This is a genomic window from Paraburkholderia sediminicola (assembly GCF_046027355.1).
Classification (GTDB): Bacteria; Pseudomonadota; Gammaproteobacteria; order Burkholderiales; family Burkholderiaceae; genus Paraburkholderia; species Paraburkholderia sediminicola_B.
On sequence record NZ_JAQQEK010000021.1, the window covers coordinates 1 to 23,052 of the forward strand.

The window sequence follows — 23,052 nt, forward strand, 5'->3', positions numbered from 1 at the left end:
GTGATGCTGCAATCGCTATATAAGTGAGAGCTTTGGGTTTGGAACAGTCAAGCAAGCCTTGACAACAAGCGGTTGTTCCCCCATAATCATCAGTTCTCTGCGGAGGGGTGCCCGAGTGGCTAAAGGGGGCAGACTGTAAATCTGTTGGCTTACGCCTACGTTGGTTCGAATCCAACCTCCTCCACCAGAATGCAAGTTGTAGCAGTTGTTGGGAATCCATGAATCCTTGCGGGTGTAGCTCAATGGTAGAGCAGAAGCCTTCCAAGCTTACGACGAGGGTTCGATTCCCTTCACCCGCTCCAGCAACACAGAAGTAGCGCCCATGTGGCTCAGTGGTAGAGCACTCCCTTGGTAAGGGAGAGGTCGGCAGTTCGATCCTGCCCATGGGCACCAGAAGTACTCGGTGATTGTTTGCGCCCGGCGCAACGTACGGAAAAATCCTCTTAGGAGTCGAAAATGGCCAAGGGTAAGTTTGAGCGGACCAAGCCGCACGTGAACGTCGGCACGATCGGTCACGTTGACCACGGCAAGACCACGCTGACGGCAGCGATCACGACGGTTCTGACGCAGAAGTTTGGCGGCGAAGCGAAGGCATACGACCAGATCGACGCGGCGCCGGAAGAAAAGGCACGTGGTATCACGATCAACACGGCACACGTCGAGTACGAAACGGCTAACCGCCACTACGCACACGTCGACTGCCCGGGCCACGCTGACTATGTGAAGAACATGATCACGGGCGCAGCGCAGATGGACGGCGCGATCCTGGTGTGCTCGGCTGCTGACGGCCCGATGCCGCAAACGCGTGAGCACATCCTGCTGGCGCGTCAGGTTGGCGTGCCGTACATCATCGTGTTCCTGAACAAGTGCGACATGGTGGACGACGCTGAGCTGCTGGAACTGGTCGAGATGGAAGTTCGCGAACTTCTGTCGAAGTACGACTTCCCGGGCGACGACACGCCGATCATCAAGGGGTCGGCCAAGCTGGCGCTGGAAGGCGACAAGGGCGAGCTGGGCGAAGTGGCGATCATGAATCTGGCCGATGCGCTGGACACGTACATCCCGACGCCGGAGCGCGCAGTGGACGGCGCGTTCCTGATGCCGGTGGAAGACGTGTTCTCGATCTCGGGTCGCGGCACGGTGGTGACGGGTCGCGTTGAGCGCGGCGTCGTGAAGGTCGGCGAGGAAATCGAAATTGTCGGTATCAAGCCGACGGTGAAGACGACCTGCACGGGCGTGGAAATGTTCCGCAAGCTGCTGGACCAGGGTCAGGCAGGCGACAACGTGGGTATTCTGCTGCGCGGCACGAAGCGTGAAGACGTGGAGCGTGGCCAGGTGCTGGCGAAGCCGGGTTCGATCAACCCGCACACGCACTTCACGGCTGAAGTGTACGTGCTGAGCAAGGACGAAGGCGGTCGTCATACGCCGTTCTTCAACAACTATCGTCCGCAGTTCTACTTCCGTACGACGGACGTGACGGGCTCGATCGAGTTGCCGAAGGACAAGGAAATGGTCATGCCGGGCGACAACGTGTCGATCACGGTGAAGCTGATCAACCCGATCGCGATGGAAGAAGGCCTGCGCTTCGCAATCCGCGAAGGCGGCCGTACGGTCGGCGCAGGTGTGGTTGCCAAGATCCTCGAGTAACGCCAGATAGTTCTCGTTGATCGGTAGTTTCGGGGTTGGCGGTGTCGTCAACCCCAAATGGTTTAGGGGTATAGCTCAACTGGCAGAGCGTCGGTCTCCAAAACCGAAGGTTGGGGGTTCGATTCCCTCTGCCCCTGCCAATTCTCGCGCCGTATGTGGCGCTTCGTTAAGGTGTTATGGCGAATCCTTCCGTCGAAACTGTAAATACATCCGGCGACAAGCTGATGCTCGTCGCGGGCGTATTGTTGGTCTTGGCCGGGTTCGTGGGGTTCTTCTGGCTTAGCGGCCAGGAATGGTACGTCCGCGGAGCCGCCTTGGCTGTTGGTGCGATCGCGGGTGTTGCAGTCGGTCTTCTCTCCGCGCCTGGCAAGGGTTTCATCGCTTTCGCCAAAGATTCGTATAAAGAAGTCCGTAAGGTTGTTTGGCCGACTCGCAAGGAGGCTACCCAGACAACGCTCGTAGTGTTCGGCTTCGTGTTCGTCATGGCGATCTTTCTTTGGATTAGTGATAAATCCATCGAATGGGCGATTTTCTCGGTGATTCTGGGTTGGAAATAATATGAGCGATACTCCGGCATCCCCGAGCGGCAAACGTTGGTATGTCGTGCACGCCTACTCCGGCATGGAGAAGAGCGTGCAACGTGCGCTTCAGGAGCGCATCGAACGTGCTGGCATGCAAGACCAGTTTGGTCAGATCCTCGTTCCGACTGAAGAAGTGGTCGAGGTGAAGGGCGGTCACAAATCGGTGACCGAGCGTCGTTTCTTCCCGGGCTATGTACTCGTGGAGATGGAAATGACTGACGAGACGTGGCATCTCGTGAAAAACACGGCAAAGGTGACGGGTTTCGTAGGTGGTGCACGTAATCGTCCGAGTCCGATTTCCCCGCGGGAGGTCGAGAAGATCATGTCGCAAATGCAGGAAGGCGTGGAAAAGCCACGTCCGAAGACCCTGTTCGAAGTCGGCGAGATGGTGCGGGTGAAGGACGGTCCGTTCACAGATTTCAACGGCAGCGTCGAAGAAGTGAACTACGAAAAGTCGCGCGTCCGTGTTTCCGTTACAATCTTCGGCCGCGCAACGCCGGTCGAACTGGAATTCGGCCAGGTCGAAAAGCTGTAATCCAGAATTCTACGGAGCGCACCAGTCGGTGCGTTCCGTATTTCGCGCTTACGGTCCGCGTAACGGCCGTTGAGGAGCGTAAGTACCCAATTTTTCGGCGAACGCGCGCTACTACTCACTGAACGCCCGCATGTGCCCATGCGGTGTTCCAAAGAGGTTTTCAACATGGCAAAGAAAATCATCGGCTTTATCAAGCTGCAGATTCCTGCAGGTAAAGCCAATCCGTCGCCGCCGGTCGGTCCGGCGCTGGGTCAACGCGGCCTGAACATCATGGAGTTCTGCAAGGCGTTCAACGCGCAGACTCAAGCACTGGAACCGGGTCTGCCGATTCCGGTCGTGATCACCGCATTTGCGGACAAGAGCTTCACGTTCGTTCTGAAGACGCCGCCGGCAACGGTTCTGATCAAGAAGGCAGCGAAGATCGACAAGGGTTCGAGCAAGCCGCATACCGACAAGGTCGGCAAGATCACCCGCGCTCAAGCAGAAGACATCGCCAAGACCAAGATGCCCGATCTGACGGCAGCTGATCTGGACGCAGCGGTTCGTACGATCGCTGGTAGCGCCCGCTCGATGGGCATCACCGTGGAGGGCGTGTAAATGGCTAAGCTTTCGAAGCGTCTGCAATCATTTGCAGCCAAAGTTGATCGTCAAAAGCTGTACGCAATCGACGAAGCTCTGTCGCTCGTGAAGGAATGCGCAAGCGCGAAGTTCGACGAGTCGATCGACGTTGCAGTGCAACTCGGCATCGACGCAAAAAAGTCGGACCAAGTGGTTCGTGGCTCGGTCGTTCTGCCGGCAGGTACCGGTAAGTCGGTCCGCGTCGCTGTGTTCGCACAAGGCGAAAAGGCTGAACAGGCTCGTGCAGCCGGCGCAGAAGTCGTCGGTATGGAAGACCTGGCTGAACAAGTCAAGGCCGGCAAGCTGGACTTCGACATCGTGATCGCTTCGCCGGACACGATGCGCGTTGTCGGTACGCTCGGTCAGATCCTCGGCCCGCGCGGCCTGATGCCGAACCCGAAGGTCGGTACGGTTACGCCGGACGTCGCAACGGCAGTGAAGAACGCCAAGGCTGGTCAGGTGCAATTCCGTGTCGACAAGGCCGGTATCATCCACGCCACCATCGGCCGTGCTTCGTTCGAGCCGACGGCTCTGCGTAGCAACCTGAACGCTCTCGTCGACGCGCTGCAAAAAGCGAAGCCGGCAACGAGCAAGGGTGTGTACCTGCGCAAGGTTGCGCTGTCGAGCACGATGGGTGTTGGCGTTCGCGTCGACCAGGCATCGATCGCAGCACAGTAAAAGATTTCATCGCCTCGGCGTGAGTCGGGGCGGTTTTATGGGCTTTGGGCGGTCGTGAGATGGCAGTCTGCATTGAGCGACCGGTTGTCAAAGACCGTTGGCGGGCACGCATCAGGTAGGCGAGTCCTTAATGCAAAGCCAACGCAGATGGCGAACCCGAAAAGGTTTTGTAGTGATGAAGCCGGTCGATCTCCGCAGCAATGTGGGCATCGGGCGGTCGAAATACTCCTGACTGGTCGGACGCCGTTATTGAACGCGGTACACAAGGCGCACGCCGCGTGTATCGAATCTGGAGGTTAACCGTGCCACTTAACAAAGAAAGCAAGCAGGCCGTCGTCGCTGAGGTTGCCGCGCAAGTCGCGAAAGCCCAGACCGTGGTTCTGGCTGAGTATCGTGGAATCGCGGTTGGCGATCTGACCAAGCTGCGCGCGAAAGCGCGTGAGCAACAGGTTTACCTTCGCGTGTTGAAAAACACGTTGGCGCGTCGCGCTGTCGAAGGTACCCCGTTTGCTCCGCTGGCAGAGCAGATGACTGGTCCGCTGATCTACGGCATCTCGGAAGATGCAATTGCTGCTGCTAAGGTCGTCAACGACTTCGGCAAAACCAATGACAAGTTGATCATCAAGGCTGGTTCCTACGAAGGCAAGGTGATGGACAAGGCTGGCGTGCAAGCGCTGGCAAACATCCCGAGCCGCGAAGAACTGCTCTCCAAGCTGTTGTACGTTATGCAAGCACCTGTTTCCGGCTTTGCGCGCGCTCTGGCCGCGCTGGCTGAAAAGAAACAAGGCGAAGAAACCGCTGCGTAATGCACTTCAGTCGAGCGTGATTGATCGCTGGCTGTATCCGAATTCAATTTAGGAGTATTTCAAATGGCAATCGCAAAAGAAGACATCCTCGAGGCAGTAAGCTCGATGTCGGTTCTGGAACTGAACGAGCTGGTTAAGGCGTTCGAAGAAAAGTTTGGCGTGTCGGCAGCTGCTGTTGCAGTGGCAGGCCCGGCAGGCGCAGCTGCTGCTGTCGCTGAAGAGCAAACCGAATTCACGGTCAACCTGACGGAAGTCGGCGCGAACAAGGTTTCGGTCATTAAGGCTGTTCGTGAACTGACGGGTCTCGGCCTGAAGGAAGCGAAGGACCTGGTCGACGGCGCACCGAAGCCTGTTAAGGAAGCGGTACCGAAGGCTGCTGCTGAAGAAGCCAAGAAGAAGCTGGAAGAAGCCGGCGCGAAAGCTGAAATCAAGTAAGTTTCAGCGCGCTGTGCGAAGGCTGGCGGTTTTCCACCGCCGGCCTTTTTGTGCTTTGTGGGGACATCGTTTTTGCCAGTCAATTTCGGCAAGAATAGAAGCCCCAGAGGCCAAAGAAAATCGCCATTCGGCAACATTGACCGGCGTTTCTCTTTGTCTTCTGAAGCGACTGCAGAAGGCAAGTTTGGTCGGGTAGCGGGCAACATAGGCATCCGCTGCCGTCAGCCAGCGGTTGGTAGCGGCCAACCACCAAGCTTCTAGGCTCGTTCAAGCCATCGGACGGCCATCGGGTCTCAGTCGGTGAACACTCGGGTTGTCTCATCAAGGTATCCTGCCTCGACAACAATGCCCGCCGTGATTCGGAGATCGTATGCAATATTCCTTCACCGAGAAGAAGCGTATTCGCAAGAGTTTTGCGAAGCGCCCCATCGTTCACCAAGTACCTTTCCTGCTGGCTACCCAGCTTGAATCATTCAGCACGTTTCTGCAAGCAGACACGTCGTCCACGCAACGCAAGCCGGAAGGCCTGCAAGCTGCGTTTACCTCCGTTTTCCCGATTGTTTCGCATAACGGGTTCGCTCGTCTAGAGTTCGTCAGCTACATGCTGTCGCCGCCGGCATTCAACATCAAGGAATGTCAGCAGCGCGGTTTGACGTACTGCTCGGCCCTGCGCGCGAAAGTGCGTCTGGTGCTGCTCGACAAGGAATCGCCGAGCAAGCCGGTCGTCAAGGAAGTGAAGGAACAGGAAGTGTACATGGGCGAAATTCCGCTCATGACACCGACGGGTTCGTTCGTCATCAACGGCACGGAACGTGTGATCGTTTCGCAGCTGCACCGTTCGCCGGGCGTGTTCTTCGAACACGACAAGGGCAAGACGCACAGCTCGGGCAAGCTCCTGTTCTCGGCACGTATCATTCCTTACCGCGGTTCGTGGCTCGATTTCGAGTTCGACCCGAAGGACGTGCTGTACTTCCGCGTCGACCGTCGCCGCAAGATGCCGGTCACGATCCTGCTGAAGGCCATCGGCCTCACGCCGGAACAGATCCTCGCAAACTTCTTCGTGTTCGACAATTTCACGCTGATGCCGGAAGGCGCGCAGATGGAATTCGTTCCCGAGCGTCTGCGTGGCGAAGTCGCGCGTTTCGACATCACGGACCGTGATGGCAACGTGATCGTCCAGAAGGACAAGCGGATCAACGCGAAGCACATTCGCGATCTCGACAACGCCAAGACCAAGTTCATCTCGGTCCCGGAAGACTATCTGCTCGGCCGCGTGCTGGCGAAGAACGTCGTCGACGGCGACACCGGTGAAGTCATCGCTAACGCGAATGACGAAATCACCGAGACCGTCCTCGAGAAGCTGCGCGAGTCGAAGATCAAAGACATCCAGACGCTCTACACGAACGATCTGGATCAAGGTCCGTACATCTCGTCGACGCTGCGTATCGACGAAACCGCGGACAAGATGGCCGCACGCATCGCGATCTACCGCATGATGCGTCCGGGCGAACCGCCGACCGAAGAAGCGGTCGAGGCGCTGTTCAACCGTCTGTTCTACAGCGAAGACGCGTACGACCTGTCCAAGGTGGGTCGTATGAAGTTCAATCGCCGTGTCGGTCGCGACGAAATCGTCGGCCCGATGACGCTGCAAGACGACGACATCCTCGCCACGATCAAGATCCTGGTCGAACTGCGTAACGGCAAGGGCGAAGTGGACGACATCGACCACTTGGGCAATCGTCGTGTGCGTTGCGTCGGCGAACTGGCGGAAAACCAGTTCCGCGCAGGTCTCGTGCGTGTCGAACGTGCTGTGAAGGAACGCCTCGGCCAGGCCGAAAGCGAAAACCTGATGCCGCACGACCTGATCAACTCGAAGCCGATTTCGTCGGCGATTCGCGAGTTCTTCGGTTCGTCGCAGCTGTCGCAGTTCATGGACCAAACGAACCCGCTGTCGGAAATCACCCACAAGCGCCGTGTTTCGGCACTTGGCCCGGGCGGTTTGACGCGTGAGCGCGCAGGCTTCGAAGTCCGCGACGTGCACCCGACTCACTATGGTCGCGTGTGCCCGATTGAAACGCCGGAAGGTCCGAACATCGGCCTGATCAACTCGCTCGCTCTGTACGCGCACCTGAACGAATACGGCTTCCTCGAAACGCCGTATCGCAAGGTCGTGGACAGCAAGGTGACGGATCAGATCGACTATCTGTCGGCGATCGAAGAAGGCCGTTACGTGATCGCTCAGGCGAACGCGGCGGTTGCTGCTGACGGCTCGCTGACCGACGAACTGGTGTCGTCGCGTGAAGCAGGCGAAACGCTGATGGTCACGCCGGACCGCATCCAGTACATGGACGTGGCGCCGTCGCAGATCGTGTCGGTGGCGGCATCGCTGATTCCGTTCCTCGAGCACGATGACGCGAACCGCGCATTGATGGGTTCGAACATGCAGCGTCAAGCTGTGCCGTGTCTGCGTCCTGAAAAGGCCGTGGTCGGTACGGGTATCGAACGCACGGTGGCAGTCGACTCGGGTACGACGGTTCAGGCATTCCGCGGCGGTGTGGTCGATTACGTCGACGCAGGCCGTATGGTGATCCGGGTGAACGACGATGAAGCCGTTGCCGGCGACGTCGGCGTGGACATCTACAACCTGATCAAGTACACGCGTTCGAACCAGAACACGAACATCAACCAGCGCCCGATCGTGAAGGTCGGCGACATCGTGTCGCGTGGCGACGTGCTGGCTGACGGTGCATCGACTGACCTCGGCGAGCTGGCTCTCGGCCAGAACATGCTGGTCGCGTTCATGCCGTGGAACGGCTACAACTTCGAAGACTCGATTTTGATCTCGGAGAAGGTGGTTGCCGACGACCGTTACACGTCGATCCACATCGAAGAACTGAACGTCGTTGCTCGCGATACGAAGCTTGGACCGGAAGAAATCACGCGCGACATCTCGAACCTGGCTGAAGTGCAACTCGGCCGTCTCGATGAGTCGGGCATCGTCTACATCGGCGCTGAAGTCGAAGCAGGCGACGTGCTGGTCGGCAAGGTCACGCCGAAGGGCGAAACCCAGCTGACGCCGGAAGAAAAGCTGTTGCGCGCGATCTTCGGTGAAAAGGCTTCGGACGTGAAGGACACGTCGCTGCGCGTGCCGTCGGGCATGAGCGGCACCGTGATCGACGTGCAAGTGTTCACGCGCGAAGGCATTCAGCGCGACAAGCGCGCGCAACAGATCATCGACGATGAACTGAAGCGCTATCGCCTCGACCTGAACGACCAGCTGCGCATCGTGGAAGGCGACGCGTTCCAGCGTCTCGCACGTATGCTCGACGGCAAGGTCGCGAACGGCGGTCCGAAGAAACTGGCCAAGGGCACGAAGATCGAACAGGCTTACCTGCAAGATCTGGATCACTACCACTGGTTCGACATCCGCCTCGCGGACGAAGAAGCAGCGGCACAGCTCGAAGCCATCAAGGACTCGATCGAACAGAAGCGTCACCAGTTCGATCTGGCGTTCGAAGAAAAGCGCAAGAAGCTCACGCAAGGCGACGAACTGCCGCCGGGCGTGTTGAAGATGGTCAAGGTGTATCTGGCAGTCAAGCGCCGCCTGCAGCCTGGCGACAAGATGGCCGGCCGTCACGGTAACAAGGGTGTGGTGTCGAAGATCGTTCCGATCGAAGACATGCCGTACATGGCCGACGGCCGTCCGGCTGACGTCGTGCTCAATCCGCTCGGCGTGCCGTCGCGGATGAATGTGGGTCAGGTTCTCGAAGTGCATCTGGGTTGGGCCGCGAAGGGTCTCGGCTGGCGTATCGGCGAAATGCTGCAGCGTCAGGCGAAGATCGCTGAACTGCGCGAATTCCTGACCAAGATCTACAACGAGTCGGGCCGCGCCGAAGAGCTGGACAGCTTCACGGACGACGAGATCGTCGAACTGGCGAAGAACCTGCGCGAAGGCGTTCCGTTTGCAACGCCGGTGTTCGATGGTGCGACGGAAGAAGAAATGTCGCGCGCGCTGGATCTGGCATTCCCGGACGACATCGCGAAGAACCTCGGCATGACGCCGTCGAAGAATCAGGTACGTCTGTACGACGGCCGCACGGGCGAAATGTTCGAACGTACGGTGACGGTCGGCTACATGCATTACCTGAAGCTGCACCACTTGGTCGACGACAAGATGCACGCGCGCTCCACGGGCCCGTACTCGCTCGTGACGCAGCAGCCGTTGGGCGGTAAGGCGCAATTCGGTGGCCAGCGTTTCGGTGAAATGGAAGTGTGGGCGCTCGAAGCGTACGGCGCATCGTACGTGCTGCAGGAAATGCTGACGGTGAAGTCGGACGACGTGACAGGCCGGACCAAGGTTTATGAAAACCTGGTCAAGGGCGATCACGTGATCGACGCCGGCATGCCGGAATCCTTCAACGTGTTGGTGAAGGAAATCCGCTCGCTCGGTATCGACATCGACCTCGACCGCAACTAATCGGACTACGGAGAGAAAGCAATGAAAGCTCTGCTCGATCTATTCAAGCAAGTCCAACAGCCTGAAGTTTTTGACGCGATCAAGATCGGTCTGGCTTCGCCGGACAAGATCCGTTCGTGGTCGTTCGGTGAAGTGAAGAAGCCGGAAACCATCAACTACCGGACGTTCAAGCCGGAACGCGATGGTTTGTTCTGCGCCAAGATCTTCGGGCCGATCAAAGACTACGAATGCCTTTGCGGCAAGTACAAGCGCCTGAAGCACCGTGGCGTGATCTGCGAGAAGTGCGGCGTCGAAGTGACGCTGGCGAAGGTGCGTCGCGAACGGATGGGCCACATCGAACTGGCCTCGCCGGTTGCGCACATCTGGTTCCTGAAGTCGCTGCCGTCGCGTCTGGGCATGGTGCTCGACATGACCCTGCGCGACATTGAACGCGTGCTGTACTTCGAAGCATATGTGGTGATCGATCCGGGCATGACGCCGCTGAAAGCGCGGCAGATCATGACGGAAGAGGATTACTACAACAAGGTCGAAGAGTACGGTGACGAATTCCGTGCCGAAATGGGTGCGGAAGGCGTGCGCGAACTGCTGCGCGCGATCAACATCGACGAACAGGTCGAGATGCTGCGCACTGAGCTCAAGAACACGGGTTCGGAAGCGAAGATCAAGAAGTACGCGAAGCGCCTGAAGGTGCTCGAGGCTTTCCAGCGTTCGGGCATCAAGCCTGACTGGATGGTGCTCGAAGTTCTGCCGGTGCTGCCGCCGGAACTGCGTCCGCTGGTGCCGCTGGACGGCGGCCGTTTCGCGACGTCGGACCTGAATGACCTGTATCGCCGCGTGATCAACCGTAACAACCGGTTGAAGCGTCTGCTCGAGTTGAAGGCGCCTGAAATCATCGTCCGCAACGAAAAGCGGATGCTGCAGGAAGCCGTCGATTCGCTGCTCGACAACGGTCGTCGCGGTAAGGCCATGACTGGCGCGAACAAGCGTCCGCTGAAGTCGCTCGCTGACATGATCAAGGGTAAGGGCGGTCGTTTCCGTCAGAACTTGCTCGGTAAGCGCGTCGACTACTCGGGCCGTTCGGTGATCGTGGTCGGCCCGACGCTCAAGCTGCATCAGTGCGGTCTGCCGAAGCTGATGGCGCTCGAACTGTTCAAGCCGTTCATCTTCAACAAGCTGGAAGTGATGGGTGTTGCTACCACCATCAAGGCTGCGAAGAAGGAAGTCGAGAACCAGACGCCGGTGGTGTGGGACATTCTCGAAGAAGTCATTCGCGAACATCCGGTCATGCTGAACCGTGCGCCGACGCTGCACCGTCTTGGCATTCAGGCTTTCGAGCCGGTGCTGATCGAAGGTAAGGCAATCCAGTTGCACCCGCTCGTTTGCGCGGCGTTCAACGCCGACTTCGACGGTGACCAGATGGCTGTTCACGTGCCGCTGTCGCTGGAAGCGCAGATGGAAGCGCGCACGCTGATGCTGGCGTCGAACAACGTCCTGTTCCCGGCCAACGGCGATCCGTCGATCGTGCCGTCGCAGGATATCGTGCTCGGCCTGTACTACGCGACCCGTGAGGCAGTGAACGCAAAGGGCGAAGGCCTGACGTTCACCGGCGTTTCGGAAGCGCTGCGTGCCTACGAGAACAAGGAAGTCGAGCTCGCCTCGCGCGTCAACGTGCGGATCACCGAAATGGTCCACAACGAAGACAAGTCGGAAGGTGCGCCGGCGTTCGTGCCGAAGATCACGCTGTACCCGACCACCGTCGGCCGCGCAATCCTGTCGGAAATCCTTCCGCCGGGCCTGCCGTTCTCGGTGCTCAACAAGCCGCTGAAGAAGAAGGAAATCTCGCGTCTCATCAACACCGCATTCCGCAAGTGCGGTCTGCGTGAAACGGTGATTTTCGCCGACCAGTTGATGCAGTCGGGTTTCCGTCTGGCAACGCGCGCTGGTATCTCGATCTGCGTCGACGACATGCTCGTGCCGCCGCAGAAGGAAACCATCGTCGGCGACGCCGCGAAGAAGGTGAAGGAATACGACCGTCAGTACATGTCGGGTCTCGTCACGTCGCAAGAGCGCTACAACAACGTGGTCGACATCTGGTCGGCAACGTCGGAAGCGGTCGGCAAGGCGATGATGGAACAGCTGTCGACGGAACCGGTCACGGATCGCGACGGCAACGAAACGCGTCAGGAATCGTTCAACTCGATTTACATGATGGCGGACTCGGGTGCTCGCGGTTCCGCGGTTCAGATTCGTCAGCTGGCCGGTATGCGTGGCCTGATGGCGAAGCCGGACGGCTCGATCATCGAGACGCCGATTACGGCGAACTTCCGCGAAGGCCTGAATGTGTTGCAGTACTTCATCTCGACCCACGGCGCACGTAAGGGTCTGGCTGATACGGCACTGAAGACGGCAAACTCGGGTTACCTGACGCGTCGTCTGGTCGACGTGACGCAAGACTTGGTGGTGGTCGAGGACGATTGCGGTACGTCCAACGGCGTCGCCATGAAGGCGTTGGTCGAAGGCGGCGAAGTCGTCGAAGCGCTGCGTGACCGTATTCTGGGTCGCGTGACGGTGGCTGACGTCGTCAATCCGGAATCGCAGGAAACGCTGTACGAAACGGGCACGTTGCTCGACGAAGACGCGGTCGAAGAAATCGAACGCCTCGGCATCGACGAAGTGCGCGTGCGTACGCCGCTGACTTGCGAAACGCGCTACGGTCTGTGCGCAGCCTGCTACGGCCGCGACCTGGGCCGCGGCTCGTCGGTCAACGTCGGTGAAGCAGTTGGCGTGATCGCGGCTCAGTCGATCGGTGAACCGGGCACGCAGCTCACGATGCGTACGTTCCACATCGGTGGCGCGGCGTCGCGTGCGGCAGTGGCTTCGTCGGTTGAAGCCAAGTCGAACGGTACGGTGCGTTTCACGGCAACGATGCGTTACGTCACCAACGCGAAGGGCGAGCAGATCGTCATCTCGCGTTCGGGCGAAGCGATGATCACCGACGACCACGGTCGCGAGCGCGAACGTCACAAGGTGCCGTACGGCGCGACGCTGTTGCAGCTGGACGGCGCGCAGATCAAGGCCGGTACGCAACTGGCAACGTGGGATCCGCTGACGCGTCCGATCATCACCGAGTGGGGCGGTACGGTGAAGTTCGAAAACGTCGAAGAAGGCGTGACCGTTGCGAAGCAGATCGACGATGTGACGGGTTTGTCCACGCTGGTCGTGATCGACGTGAAGCGTCGTGGTTCGCAAGCTTCGAAGACGGTGCGTCCGCAGGTCAAGCTGCTCGATGCGAACGGCGAAGAAGTCAAGATCCCGAACACCGAGCACTCGGTGCAGATCGGGTTCCAGGTCGGCGCTCTGATCACCGTGAAGGATGGTCAGCAAGTGCAGGTCGGTGAAGTGCTGGCACGTATCCCGGTTGAATCGCAGAAGACGCGTGACATTACCGGCGGTCTGCCGCGTGTGGCCGAACTGTTCGAAGCACGTTCGCCGAAGGACGCAGGTATCCTGGCGGAAGTCACGGGTACGACATCGTTCGGTAAGGACACGAAGGGCAAACAGCGTCTCGTTATCACGGACCTCGACGGCAATCAGCACGAGTTCCTGATCGCGAAGGAGAAGCAGGTTCTGGTGCACGATGGTCAGGTCGTCAACAAGGGCGAAATGATTGTCGACGGTCCTGCCGATCCGCACGACATCTTGCGTCTGCAAGGTATCGAAGCGCTGTCGCGTTACATCGTGGACGAAGTGCAGGACGTGTACCGTCTGCAAGGCGTGAAGATCAACGACAAGCACATTGAAGTGATTGTTCGTCAGATGCTGCGTCGCGTGCAGATTTCGGACAACGGCGATACGCGCTTCATCCCGGGCGAACAGGTCGAGCGGTCGGATATGCTCGACGAGAACGACCGTATGATCGCGGAAGACAAGCGTCCGGCAACGTACGAAAACGTGCTGCTCGGTATCACGAAGGCCTCGTTGTCGACCGATTCGTTCATCTCCGCTGCGTCGTTCCAGGAAACGACCCGCGTGTTGACCGAAGCGGCGATCATGGGCAAGCGCGACGACCTGCGTGGTCTGAAGGAAAACGTGATCGTCGGCCGTCTGATTCCGGCCGGTACGGGTCTCGCGTTCCACAAGGCACGCAAGAGCAAGGAACTGTCCGACCGCGAGCGTTTCGATCAGATCGCAGCGGAAGAGTCGTTCGAATTCGGTACGCCGGAAACCCCGGCCGCCGAACAGCAGCACTCAGGCGAGTAAGTCCCGGCGGCGCAAGCCGCTTGGGGCTCTAGCCAGCGAAGCCGCTCAGTTTCGACTGAGCGGCTTTTTTTATGCGCTCTTCTTTTTTGCGCCTTTTTTGCGGATTAGTAGGCCAAACGGCTAACGCTGCATCAAAGCGCGAGCGCAGCACGAATGCGTTGGTAAAATTCGTGTCACCGGCATCACGCTGCTTCTCTCAAATTCATGTCCCGTCCGCTCGAAATCCTCAACGAAGTCTTCGGTTACCCCGCGTTCAGAGGGCAGCAGGGCGAAATTGTCGAGCACGTCGCCGGCGGCGGCGACTGTCTCGTGCTGATGCCGACGGGCGGCGGCAAGTCACTCTGCTATCAGATTCCGTCGTTGGTGCGCCGCGAAGGCGGCTTCGGCACCGGCATCGTCGTTTCTCCGCTGATCGCGTTGATGCAGGATCAGGTGGCCGCGCTCACCGAAGTGGGCGTGCGCGCCGCGTATCTCAATTCGACGCTGTCGAGCGCCGAGGCGATGGCGACCGAGCGTGCGTTACGCGAAGGCGAGATCGATCTGCTCTACGTGGCGCCGGAGCGTTTGATGACGCCCCGTTTCCAGGAGTTGCTCGAGCGCACGCGCATCGGCTTGTTCGCAATCGACGAAGCACATTGCGTGTCGCAATGGGGGCACGATTTCCGGCCGGAATACATTCAGCTGTCGGTGCTTCACGAGCGCTTCCCGAACGTGCCGCGAATCGCGCTGACGGCCACCGCGGATGCAATCACGCGGGATGAAATCATCCACCGCCTCGCGTTGGACGACGCGCGCATTTTCGTGTCGAGCTTCGACCGGCCGAACATCCGCTATCGCATCGTCGAAAAGGACAACGCGCGTACGCAATTGCTGGACTTCATCCGCGCCGAGCATTCGAAGCCGGACGGCACGACCGACGCCGGCGTTGTCTATTGCCTGTCGCGCCGCAAAGTCGAAGAGACGGCGGAGTGGCTGAAGGAAAAAGGGATGCGCGCGCTGCCGTATCACGCCGGCATGGAGTTCGAAATCCGCCAGAAGCATCAGGAGATGTTTCAGCGCGAGGAAGGAATCGTGATGTGCGCGACGATCGCGTTCGGCATGGGGATCGATAAGCCGGACGTGCGTTTCGTGGCTCACCTCGACTTGCCGAAGAGCGTCGAAGGCTATTACCAGGAAACAGGGCGCGCGGGCCGCGACGGCATGCTGGCAAACGCGTGGATGGCCTACGGTCTCGGCGACGTCGTGCAGCAGCGCAAGATGATCGACGAGTCCGACGCCGACGACGCGCACAAACGCGTGCAAACCGGCAAGCTGGACGCGTTGCTCGGGCTGTGCGAGGCGGCGACCTGTCGGCGAGTGCGGTTGCTCGCCTATTTCGGCGAATCGAGTAAGCCTTGTGGCAACTGCGACAACTGCCTCGAACCGCCCGACACATGGGATGCGACGCGCGAGGCGCAAATGGCGCTGTCGTGCGTGTTCCGCGCGCAGCGGGCGAGCGGCTTCCATTTTGGTGCCGGGCATCTGATCGACATCTTGCGTGGTAACAGCAGTGAAAAAATCCTGCAGCGCGGTCACGAGAAACTGACTACGTTCGGCATCGGTTCGGCGCTAGGCGAGCCGGAGTGGCGCGCGGTATTTCGCCAACTGGTCGCGTTCGGCTATCTAACGGTTGATCACGAAGGATTCGGCTCGCTGGTCCTGACCGAGGCAAGCAAGCCGGTGCTCAAGGGCGAGCAGAACGTCACGATGCGCCGCTATGTGAAGCCGACGCGCACGCGTCAATCGTCCGGCCGCACCAGCGAACGCGCCGACCCGACGATCGGCATGGGCCCGCGCGAACGCGCGCGCTGGGAGCGCCTGCGGTCATGGCGCACCGAAACGGCGAAGAGCGACGGCGTGCCGGCGTACGTGATTTTCCACGACGCGACCTTGGCGGAAATTGCCCGCAACGGGCCCGACTCGATCGAGGATTTGCGCGGCATTCCGGGTATGGGCGCACGCAAACTCGACCGTTTCGGCGACGAATTGCTGGAAGTCGTCGCCGCCGACTGAGCGCTCAGCGAGTATCTGAGCAGGTCGACAGGGGTACGAAACATCGCAACCTGTTGACTCACTTAGTAATTTCGGAATATTATGCTAGGTTCCGGTTCTTGGAATGCCTGCGCGCGAAGTCAATTCATGCGCCGGCTACCCAGTCCGGAAGTTCGATGCGCAATCGTTTCTGCTTTGCCCGGAAACAGATGCGTCGATTTTGTTCAATTTCAGGAATAAACAATGCCAACCATCAATCAACTGGTTCGCAAAGGCCGCGCGTCGGAAACGACGAAGAGCAAGAGCCCGGCTTTGCAGGACTGCCCCCAGCGTCGCGGCGTGTGCACCCGTGTGTACACCACGACGCCGAAGAAGCCGAACTCGGCACTCCGTAAGGTTGCGAAGGTGCGCCTGACGAACGGCTTCGAAGTCATTTCGTACATCGGTGGTGAAGGCCACAACCTGCAGGAACACTCGGTCGTGCTGATTCGCGGCGGCCGTGTCAAGGACTTGCCGGGTGTGCGTTACCACATGGTTCGCGGCTCGCTGGATACCCAGGGCGTCAAGGATCGTAAGCAGGCTCGCTCGAAGTACGGTGCGAAGCGTGCCAAGGCTGGCAAGTAATTAGCCGGTCCGTAGTTTCAGGTCGCCTGCAAAGGCGGTAAGAGCGGTGGTGCCGGAATCGCCGGTGCTGTCGAGTAAGTGGTCACCCGACCAGGCTGGTAAGTCGTTAGAGATGAATCGGGTTAGTTGGTGGCCGCGGGGCTAAAAGTAGCTCCAACTGAAAAGTTAAAGGAAGAAACATGCCGCGTCGTCGCGAAGTCCCCAAGCGGGAAGTGTTGCCGGATCCGAAGTTCGGTAACGTTGATGTAGCTAAGTTCATGAACGTGCTGATGCTCTCCGGCAAGAAGTCGGTTGCCGAGCGTATCGTGTACGGCGCTTTCGAACAGATCCAGACCAAGGGTGGCAAGGACCCGCTGGAAGTGTTCACGGTAGCGCTCAACAACGTCAAGCCGGTGGTCGAAGTAAAGAGCCGCCGCGTTGGTGGTGCGAACTATCAGGTTCCGGTCGAAGTGCGCCCGTCGCGTCGTATGGCATTGGCGATGCGTTGGCTGCGTGAAGCCGCGAAGAAGCGCAGCGAGAAGTCGATGGCCCTGCGTCTGGCAGGTGAGCTTTCCGAAGCGGCCGAAGGCCGTGGCGGCGCAATGAAGAAGCGCGACGAAGTTCACCGGATGGCAGAAGCCAACAAGGCGTTCTCGCACTTCCGTTTCTAAGCTTCCCGAACCCGGGTTTAGCAGAAAAAACGGAAAGAAATTCCGGGCGGGTGCGCTTACAAAGCGCCTCGCCCGTTTGTGTTACAGCGCGATGGGCATTTTCTCGCATCGCGTCATCCCAATAGAGGATCAAAGTGGCTCGCAAGACACCTATCGAGCGCTACCGTAACATCGGTATTAGCGCTCACATCGACGCCGGCAAAACGACGACGACCGAGCGCATCCTGTTCTACACCGGCGTGAACCACAAGATTGGTGAAGTTCACGACGGCGCTGCCACCATGGACTGGATGGAGCAGGAGCAGGAACGCGGCATCACGATCACGTCCGCTGCTACCACGGCGTTCTGGAAAGGCATGGCCGGCGACCGCGCTGAGCACCGCATCAACATCATCGACACCCCGGGCCACGTCGACTTCACGATTGAAGTTGAGCGCTCGATGCGCGTGCTCGACGGCGCGTGCATGGTCTACTGTGCTGTGGGCGGCGTTCAGCCCCAGTCGGAAACCGTGTGGCGTCAGGCTAACAAGTACAAGGTTCCCCGTCTCGCGTTCATCAACAAGATGGACCGTACCGGCGCGAACTTCTTCAAGGTTTACGACCAGCTCAAGCTGCGTCTGAAGGCGAACCCGGTTCCGGTCGTGGTGCCTATCGGCGCGGAAGAAAACTTCACGGGCGTCGTCGATCTGCTGAAGATGAAAGCGATCATTTGGGACGAAGCGTCCCAAGGCACGAAGTTCTCGTACGAAGAAATCCCGGCAGAATTGGCTGACTCTTGCAACGAGTGGCGCGAGAAGATGATCGAAGCGGCTGCCGAGTCGAGCGAAGAGCTGATGAACAAGTACCTGGAAGAGGGCGAGCTCTCCGAAGCGGAAATCATCAAGGGTCTGCGCGACCGTACGATCGCTTGCGAAATCCAGCCGATGCTGTGCGGCACCGCGTTCAAGAACAAGGGCGTGCAACGTATGCTGGACGCCGTGCTCGACTTCCTGCCGTCGCCGATCGACATCCCGCCGGTGACCGGCGAGCTGGAAAACGGTGAAAAGGGCGAGCGCCGCGCTGCCGACGACGAAAAGTTCTCGGCATTGGCATTCAAGATCATGACCGACCCGTTCGTTGGTCAGCTGATCTTCTTCCGCGTGTACTCAGGCGTGGTGAATTCGGGCGACACCGTGCTGAACGCGACCAAAGACAAGAAGGAGCGTCTGGGTCGTATTCTGCAGATGCACGCGAACCAGCGCGAAGAAATCAAGGAAGTCCGCGCGGGCGACATCGCTGCTGCAGTCGGCCTGAAAGACGCAACGACCGGCGACACGCTGTGCGATCCGCAAAGCCCGATCGTGCTCGAACGCATGATTTTCCCGGAGCCGGTGATTTCGCAGGCTGTTGAGCCGAAGACGAAACCTGACCAGGAAAAGATGGGTCTGGCGCTGAACCGTCTGGCACAGGAAGATCCGTCGTTCCGCGTTCAAACGGACGAAGAATCGGGCCAAACCATTATTTCGGGCATGGGCGAGCTCCACCTGGAAATTCTGGTTGACCGTATGAAGCGCGAATTCGGCGTGGAAGCGACCGTCGGCAAGCCGCAGGTTGCATACCGCGAAACGATCCGCGGCAAGGCGGAAGATGTTGACGGCAAGTTCGTCAAGCAGTCGGGTGGTCGCGGCCAATACGGTCACGCGGTCATCACGCTCGAGCCGAATGAGCAAGGCAAGGGCTACGAGTTCCTCGACGAGATCAAGGGCGGTGTGATTCCGCGCGAATACATCCCGGCGGTGGACAAGGGTATCCAGGAAACGCTGAAGGCAGGCGTGCTGGCGGGCTTCCCGGTCGTCGACGTCAAGGTTCACCTGACGTTCGGTTCGTACCACGACGTTGACTCGAACGAAAATGCGTTCCGCATGGCCGGTTCGATGGCGTTCAAGGAAGCAATGCGCAAGGCTCAACCGGTCATCCTCGAACCGATGATGGCTGTGGAAGTCGAAACGCCTGAAGATTACATGGGCAACGTGATGGGCGATCTGTCGGGTCGTCGCGGTATCGTTCAGGGCATGGACGACATGGTTGGCGGCGGCAAGATCGTTCGCGCCGAAGTCCCGCTGTCGGAAATGTTCGGCTACTCGACGTCGCTGCGTTCGCTGACCCAAGGTCGTGCAACGTACACGATGGAGTTCAAGCACTACTCCGAAGCACCGCGTAACGTGTCCGAAGCGATCATCAACGCGAAGTCGAAGTAATCGCGCGGCAAGTCATTCAACGATTAACTTTTTGAAAGAAGAGAAACATGGCTAAAGGTAAATTCGAACGGACCAAGCCGCACGTGAACGTCGGCACGATCGGTCACGTTGACCACGGCAAGACCACGCTGACGGCAGCGATCACGACGGTTCTGACGCAGAAGTTTGGCGGCGAAGCGAAGGCATACGACCAGATCGACGCGGCGCCGGAAGAAAAGGCACGTGGTATCACGATCAACACGGCACACGTCGAGTACGAAACGGCTAACCGCCACTACGCGCACGTCGACTGCCCGGGCCACGCTGACTATGTGAAGAACATGATCACGGGCGCAGCGCAGATGGACGGCGCGATCCTGGTGTGCTCGGCTGCTGACGGCCCGATGCCGCAAACGCGTGAGCACATCCTGCTGGCGCGTCAGGTTGGCGTGCCGTACATCATCGTGTTCCTGAACAAGTGCGACATGGTGGACGACGCTGAGCTGCTGGAACTGGTCGAGATGGAAGTTCGCGAACTTCTGTCGAAGTACGACTTCCCGGGCGACGACACGCCGATCATCAAGGGGTCGGCCAAGCTGGCGCTGGAAGGCGACAAGGGCGAGCTGGGCGAAGTGGCGATCATGAATCTGGCCGATGCGCTGGACACGTACATCCCGACGCCGGAGCGCGCAGTGGACGGCGCGTTCCTGATGCCGGTGGAAGACGTGTTCTCGATCTCGGGTCGCGGCACGGTGGTGACGGGTCGCGTTGAGCGCGGCGTCGTGAAGGTCGGCGAGGAAATCGAAATTGTCGGTATCAAGCCGACGGTGAAGACGACCTGCACGGGCGTGGAAATGTTCCGCAAGCTGCTGGACCAGGGTCAGGCAGGCGACAACGTGGGTATTCTGCTGCGCGGCACGAAGCGTGAAGACGTGGAGCGTGGCCAGGTGCTGGCGAAGCCGGGTTCGATCAACCCGCACACGCACTTCACGGCTGAAGTGTACGTGCTGAGCAAGGACGAAGGCGGTCGTCATACGCCGTTCTTCAACAACTATCGTCCGCAGTTCTACTTCCGTACGACGGACGTGACGGGCTCGATCGAGTTGCCGAAGGACAAGGAAATGGTCATGCCGGGCGACAACGTGTCGATCACGGTGAAGCTGATCAACCCGATCGCGATGGAAGAAGGCCTGCGCTTCGCAATCCGCGAAGGCGGCCGTACGGTCGGCGCAGGTGTGGTTGCCAAGATTCTCGAGTAAAATCGCGACTTGACGTATTTGCTGTAAGTGGTGCCCGGAGCCGGGCGCCGGCCCTCAGCGGGCGCCCGGCTCTACGTTCTTTTACTGTCTGGCGGTGCAACACCGCCTCGCTCTTTTCCAAGGAATTGTCATGCAGAACCAGAAAATCCGCATTCGCCTGAAGGCTTTCGACTATCGCCTGATCGATCAATCGGCAGCTGAAATCGTCGACACGGCAAAGCGGACTGGCGCAATCGTTCGTGGTCCGGTGCCCCTGCCGACCCGGATTCAACGCTTCGACATCCTGCGTTCGCCGCACGTCAACAAGACGTCGCGCGATCAGCTCGAAATCCGTACGCACCAACGCCTGATGGACATCGTCGATCCGACGGACAAGACCGTTGACGCACTGATGAAGCTGGATCTGCCGGCTGGCGTGGACGTGGAAATCAAGCTGCAATAAGGCTTCCAGCGGTTGTCCGGCTCGCCGGCGAACGCTAAGTCATTGATTGCTTGCGGAAAACGAAAAGCCTCGCTATAATGCAAGGCTTTTCGCGCATTGGCGCAAAAAAGTCGGTGTGCTGCAGCATGAATTCATGCCCGAAACGGCACCGGCATTTTGTAAATTAGCCCCGACCAATCGCAGTCGGGAATGGAGAAAACGATGAGCCTTGGACTCGTAGGTCGCAAGGTTGGCATGACCCGTATCTTCACGGCAGAAGGGGATTCGATTCCCGTTACCGTGCTGGACGTGTCCGACAACCGCGTGACGCAGATCAAGACTGTTGAAACCGACGGCTACACGGCCGTGCAGGTTGCATTCGGTACGCGCCGTGCATCGCGCGTGACGAAGCCGTTGGCCGGTCATCTCGCCAAAGCCGGTGTTCAAGCCGGTGAAATCCTCAAAGAATTCCAGATCGATGCTGCGAAGGCTGCCGAGTTGTCGAACGGCACCGTGGTCGGTCCCGACCTGTTCGAAGTAGGCCAGAAGGTCGACGTGCAAGGCGTGTCGATCGGTAAGGGCTACGCCGGTACCATTAAGCGTTACAACTTCGCATCCGGCCGTGCATCGCACGGCAACTCGCGCTCGCACAACGTGCCGGGTTCGATCGGTATGGCGCAGGATCCGGGTCGTGTTTTCCCGGGTAAGCGCATGACCGGTCACATGGGTGACGACACGGTAACGGTGCAAAACCTCGAAATCGCTCGTATCGACGCTGACCGCAAGCTGTTGCTGGTCAAGGGCGCCGTTCCGGGTGCGAAGGGTGGCAAGGTATTCGTTACGCCGGCCGTGAAGACGCGTGCCGTGAAAGGAGCGAAATAATGGAACTTAAGCTCCTGAATGCCAATGGTCAGGAAGGTGCAGGCGTTAGCGCGTCGGACGTCGTGTTCGGCCGCGATTACAACGAAGCCCTGATTCACCAAGTGGTAGTGGCGTATCAAGCGAATGCCCGTAGCGGCAACCGCGCGCAGAAGGATCGTGAGCAAGTCAAGCACACGACCAAGAAGCCGTGGCGTCAGAAGGGTACGGGCCGCGCTCGTGCCGGTATGTCGTCGAGCCCGCTGTGGCGCGGCGGTGGCCGTATCTTCCCGAATTCGCCGGAAGAAAACTTTTCGCACAAGGTCAACAAGAAGATGCATCGCGCAGGTCTCTGCTCGATCTTCTCGCAGCTGGCCCGCGAAGGCCGCATCTCGGTGGTCGACGAGCTGACGCTCGAAGCGCCGAAGACGAAGCTGCTGGCCGAAAAATTCAAGGCGATGGGTCTCGACTCCGTGCTGGTGATTACCGACACGGTTGACGAAAACCTGTACCTCGCGTCGCGCAACCTGGCCCATGTGGCAGTTGTCGAGCCGCGTTACGCCGACCCGCTGTCGCTGATCTACTTCAAGAAGATCCTGATCACGAAGGCTGCGGTCGCCCAGATCGAGGAGTTGCTGTCATGAGCGAGATTCGCAAGAACGATCATCGTTTGATGCAGGTCCTGCTCGCGCCGGTGATCTCCGAAAAGGCGACGCTGGTGGCCGACAAGAACGAGCAAGTCGTGTTCGAAGTCGCGCCCGATGCCACGAAGCAGGAAGTGAAGGCTGCAGTCGAGCTGCTGTTCAAGGTGGAAGTCAATTCCGTCAACGTGCTGGTCTCGAAGGGCAAAGCCAAGCGCTTTGGTCGCTTCATGGGCAAGCGCAAGGACGTGAAGAAGGCGTACGTCTGCCTGAAGCCCGGCCAGGAAATCAACTTTGAAGCGGAGGCCAAGTAAT

19 protein-coding genes and 4 tRNA genes are annotated in these 23,052 nt (G+C 59.2%); 22 read left to right on the forward strand and 1 reads right to left on the reverse strand.

The window, feature by feature from the left end; all coding sequences use genetic code 11:
* Positions 1-101 precede the first annotated feature (101 nt).
* The 11 genes from PQR42_RS29585 (at position 102) to rplL (ending at position 5,300) form a co-directional block, all read left to right on the forward strand.
* Positions 102-187, forward strand: a tRNA-Tyr gene (locus tag PQR42_RS29585).
* 41 nt (positions 188-228) lie between these two features.
* Positions 229-302, forward strand: a tRNA-Gly gene (locus PQR42_RS29590).
* A 16-nt stretch (positions 303-318) separates the two neighbouring features.
* A tRNA-Thr gene (locus PQR42_RS29595) sits at positions 319-393 on the forward strand.
* A 63-nt stretch (positions 394-456) separates the two neighbouring features.
* Positions 457-1,647: an elongation factor Tu gene (gene tuf / locus PQR42_RS29600; protein WP_012434572.1), complete on the forward strand. Its 1,191-nt coding sequence runs from the start codon at positions 457-459 to the stop codon at positions 1,645-1,647.
* A gap of 64 nt (positions 1,648-1,711) precedes the next feature.
* A tRNA-Trp gene (locus tag PQR42_RS29605) sits at positions 1,712-1,787 on the forward strand.
* A 36-nt stretch (positions 1,788-1,823) separates the two neighbouring features.
* Positions 1,824-2,204 carry a preprotein translocase subunit SecE gene (secE, locus tag PQR42_RS29610; RefSeq protein WP_046567533.1) on the forward strand — a complete coding sequence of 127 codons (381 nt, stop codon included), beginning with the start codon at positions 1,824-1,826 and terminating at the stop codon, positions 2,202-2,204.
* Position 2,205: 1 nt separating this feature from the next.
* Positions 2,206-2,763, forward strand: coding sequence for a transcription termination/antitermination protein NusG (nusG, locus tag PQR42_RS29615; protein ID WP_007180147.1), 558 nt, complete (start codon positions 2,206-2,208; stop codon positions 2,761-2,763).
* 165 nt (positions 2,764-2,928) lie between these two features.
* Positions 2,929-3,360, forward strand: a complete 432-nt coding sequence (gene rplK / locus PQR42_RS29620) for a 50S ribosomal protein L11 (RefSeq protein WP_007180146.1) — start codon at positions 2,929-2,931, stop codon at positions 3,358-3,360.
* Positions 3,361-4,059: a 50S ribosomal protein L1 gene (rplA, locus tag PQR42_RS29625; RefSeq protein WP_408220372.1), complete on the forward strand. Its 699-nt coding sequence runs from the start codon at positions 3,361-3,363 to the stop codon at positions 4,057-4,059.
* A gap of 302 nt (positions 4,060-4,361) precedes the next feature.
* Positions 4,362-4,865 (forward strand): 50S ribosomal protein L10, encoded by a 504-nt coding sequence (gene rplJ, locus PQR42_RS29630; RefSeq protein WP_007180144.1) that lies wholly within the window; start codon positions 4,362-4,364, stop codon positions 4,863-4,865.
* 63 nt (positions 4,866-4,928) lie between these two features.
* A complete protein-coding gene (rplL, locus tag PQR42_RS29635; protein ID WP_035554731.1) occupies positions 4,929-5,300 on the forward strand; it encodes a 50S ribosomal protein L7/L12 in 372 nt (123 codons plus the stop codon).
* Between the two features lie 3 nt (positions 5,301-5,303).
* Here rplL and PQR42_RS29640 read toward each other — a convergent pair whose 3' ends face one another.
* Entirely contained in the window at positions 5,304-5,546 is a 243-nt protein-coding gene (locus PQR42_RS29640; RefSeq protein ID WP_408220369.1) for a hypothetical protein, read from the reverse strand.
* A gap of 124 nt (positions 5,547-5,670) precedes the next feature.
* On the opposite strand from PQR42_RS29640, the gene rpoB reads away from it, so the two are divergent.
* The 11 genes from rpoB (at position 5,671) to rplW (ending at position 23,051) form a co-directional block, all read left to right on the forward strand.
* Positions 5,671-9,777 carry a DNA-directed RNA polymerase subunit beta gene (rpoB, locus tag PQR42_RS29645; RefSeq protein WP_408388695.1) on the forward strand — a complete coding sequence of 1,369 codons (4,107 nt, stop codon included), beginning with the start codon at positions 5,671-5,673 and terminating at the stop codon, positions 9,775-9,777.
* 21 nt (positions 9,778-9,798) lie between these two features.
* Positions 9,799-14,037, forward strand: a complete 4,239-nt coding sequence (gene rpoC, locus PQR42_RS29650; protein ID WP_408220366.1) for a DNA-directed RNA polymerase subunit beta' — start codon at positions 9,799-9,801, stop codon at positions 14,035-14,037.
* 204 nt (positions 14,038-14,241) lie between these two features.
* On the forward strand, positions 14,242-16,089 hold the full coding sequence (gene recQ / locus PQR42_RS29655; protein ID WP_408388697.1) for a DNA helicase RecQ: 1,848 nt from the start codon (positions 14,242-14,244) through the stop codon (positions 16,087-16,089).
* A gap of 222 nt (positions 16,090-16,311) precedes the next feature.
* The gene (gene rpsL / locus PQR42_RS29660) at positions 16,312-16,692 is read left to right on the forward strand and encodes a 30S ribosomal protein S12 (RefSeq protein WP_006998493.1); all 381 of its coding nucleotides are present in this window, start codon (positions 16,312-16,314) and stop codon (positions 16,690-16,692) included.
* A 179-nt stretch (positions 16,693-16,871) separates the two neighbouring features.
* A complete protein-coding gene (rpsG, locus tag PQR42_RS29665) occupies positions 16,872-17,342 on the forward strand; it encodes a 30S ribosomal protein S7 (protein WP_006053291.1) in 471 nt (156 codons plus the stop codon).
* A gap of 134 nt (positions 17,343-17,476) precedes the next feature.
* Positions 17,477-19,579, forward strand: coding sequence for an elongation factor G (fusA, locus tag PQR42_RS29670; protein ID WP_012434573.1), 2,103 nt, complete (start codon positions 17,477-17,479; stop codon positions 19,577-19,579).
* A gap of 47 nt (positions 19,580-19,626) precedes the next feature.
* Positions 19,627-20,817, forward strand: coding sequence for an elongation factor Tu (tuf, locus tag PQR42_RS29675; RefSeq protein ID WP_012434572.1), 1,191 nt, complete (start codon positions 19,627-19,629; stop codon positions 20,815-20,817).
* A 130-nt stretch (positions 20,818-20,947) separates the two neighbouring features.
* Positions 20,948-21,259, forward strand: coding sequence for a 30S ribosomal protein S10 (rpsJ, locus tag PQR42_RS29680; protein WP_006998489.1), 312 nt, complete (start codon positions 20,948-20,950; stop codon positions 21,257-21,259).
* A 201-nt stretch (positions 21,260-21,460) separates the two neighbouring features.
* On the forward strand, positions 21,461-22,120 hold the full coding sequence (rplC, locus tag PQR42_RS29685) for a 50S ribosomal protein L3 (RefSeq protein ID WP_007180137.1): 660 nt from the start codon (positions 21,461-21,463) through the stop codon (positions 22,118-22,120).
* Positions 22,120-22,740, forward strand: coding sequence for a 50S ribosomal protein L4 (gene rplD / locus PQR42_RS29690; RefSeq protein ID WP_007180136.1), 621 nt, complete (start codon positions 22,120-22,122; stop codon positions 22,738-22,740). The genes rplC and rplD overlap by 1 nt, the downstream gene beginning before the upstream one ends.
* Entirely contained in the window at positions 22,737-23,051 is a 315-nt protein-coding gene (gene rplW, locus PQR42_RS29695) for a 50S ribosomal protein L23 (RefSeq protein ID WP_007180135.1), read from the forward strand. The genes rplD and rplW overlap by 4 nt, the downstream gene beginning before the upstream one ends.
* Position 23,052 lies beyond the last annotated feature (1 nt).

Bases quoted from the DNA above. Each gene is read 5' to 3' on its own strand.
- tuf (WP_012434572.1), top strand. From the start codon at position 457: ATGGCCAAGGGTAAGTTTGAGCGGACCAAGCCGCACGTGAACGTCGGC.
- secE (WP_046567533.1), top strand. From the start codon at position 1,824: ATGGCGAATCCTTCCGTCGAAACTGTAAATACATCCGGCGACAAGCTG.
- nusG (WP_007180147.1), top strand. From the start codon at position 2,206: ATGAGCGATACTCCGGCATCCCCGAGCGGCAAACGTTGGTATGTCGTG.
- rplK (WP_007180146.1), top strand. From the start codon at position 2,929: ATGGCAAAGAAAATCATCGGCTTTATCAAGCTGCAGATTCCTGCAGGT.
- rplA (WP_408220372.1), top strand. From the start codon at position 3,361: ATGGCTAAGCTTTCGAAGCGTCTGCAATCATTTGCAGCCAAAGTTGAT.
- rplL (WP_035554731.1), top strand. From the start codon at position 4,929: ATGGCAATCGCAAAAGAAGACATCCTCGAGGCAGTAAGCTCGATGTCG.
- rpoB (WP_408388695.1), top strand. From the start codon at position 5,671: ATGCAATATTCCTTCACCGAGAAGAAGCGTATTCGCAAGAGTTTTGCG.
- rpoC (WP_408220366.1), top strand. From the start codon at position 9,799: ATGAAAGCTCTGCTCGATCTATTCAAGCAAGTCCAACAGCCTGAAGTT.
- recQ (WP_408388697.1), top strand. From the start codon at position 14,242: ATGTCCCGTCCGCTCGAAATCCTCAACGAAGTCTTCGGTTACCCCGCG.
- rpsL (WP_006998493.1), top strand. From the start codon at position 16,312: ATGCCAACCATCAATCAACTGGTTCGCAAAGGCCGCGCGTCGGAAACG.
- rpsG (WP_006053291.1), top strand. From the start codon at position 16,872: ATGCCGCGTCGTCGCGAAGTCCCCAAGCGGGAAGTGTTGCCGGATCCG.
- tuf (WP_012434572.1), top strand. From the start codon at position 19,627: ATGGCTAAAGGTAAATTCGAACGGACCAAGCCGCACGTGAACGTCGGC.
- rpsJ (WP_006998489.1), top strand. From the start codon at position 20,948: ATGCAGAACCAGAAAATCCGCATTCGCCTGAAGGCTTTCGACTATCGC.
- rplC (WP_007180137.1), top strand. From the start codon at position 21,461: ATGAGCCTTGGACTCGTAGGTCGCAAGGTTGGCATGACCCGTATCTTC.
- rplD (WP_007180136.1), top strand. From the start codon at position 22,120: ATGGAACTTAAGCTCCTGAATGCCAATGGTCAGGAAGGTGCAGGCGTT.
- rplW (WP_007180135.1), top strand. From the start codon at position 22,737: ATGAGCGAGATTCGCAAGAACGATCATCGTTTGATGCAGGTCCTGCTC.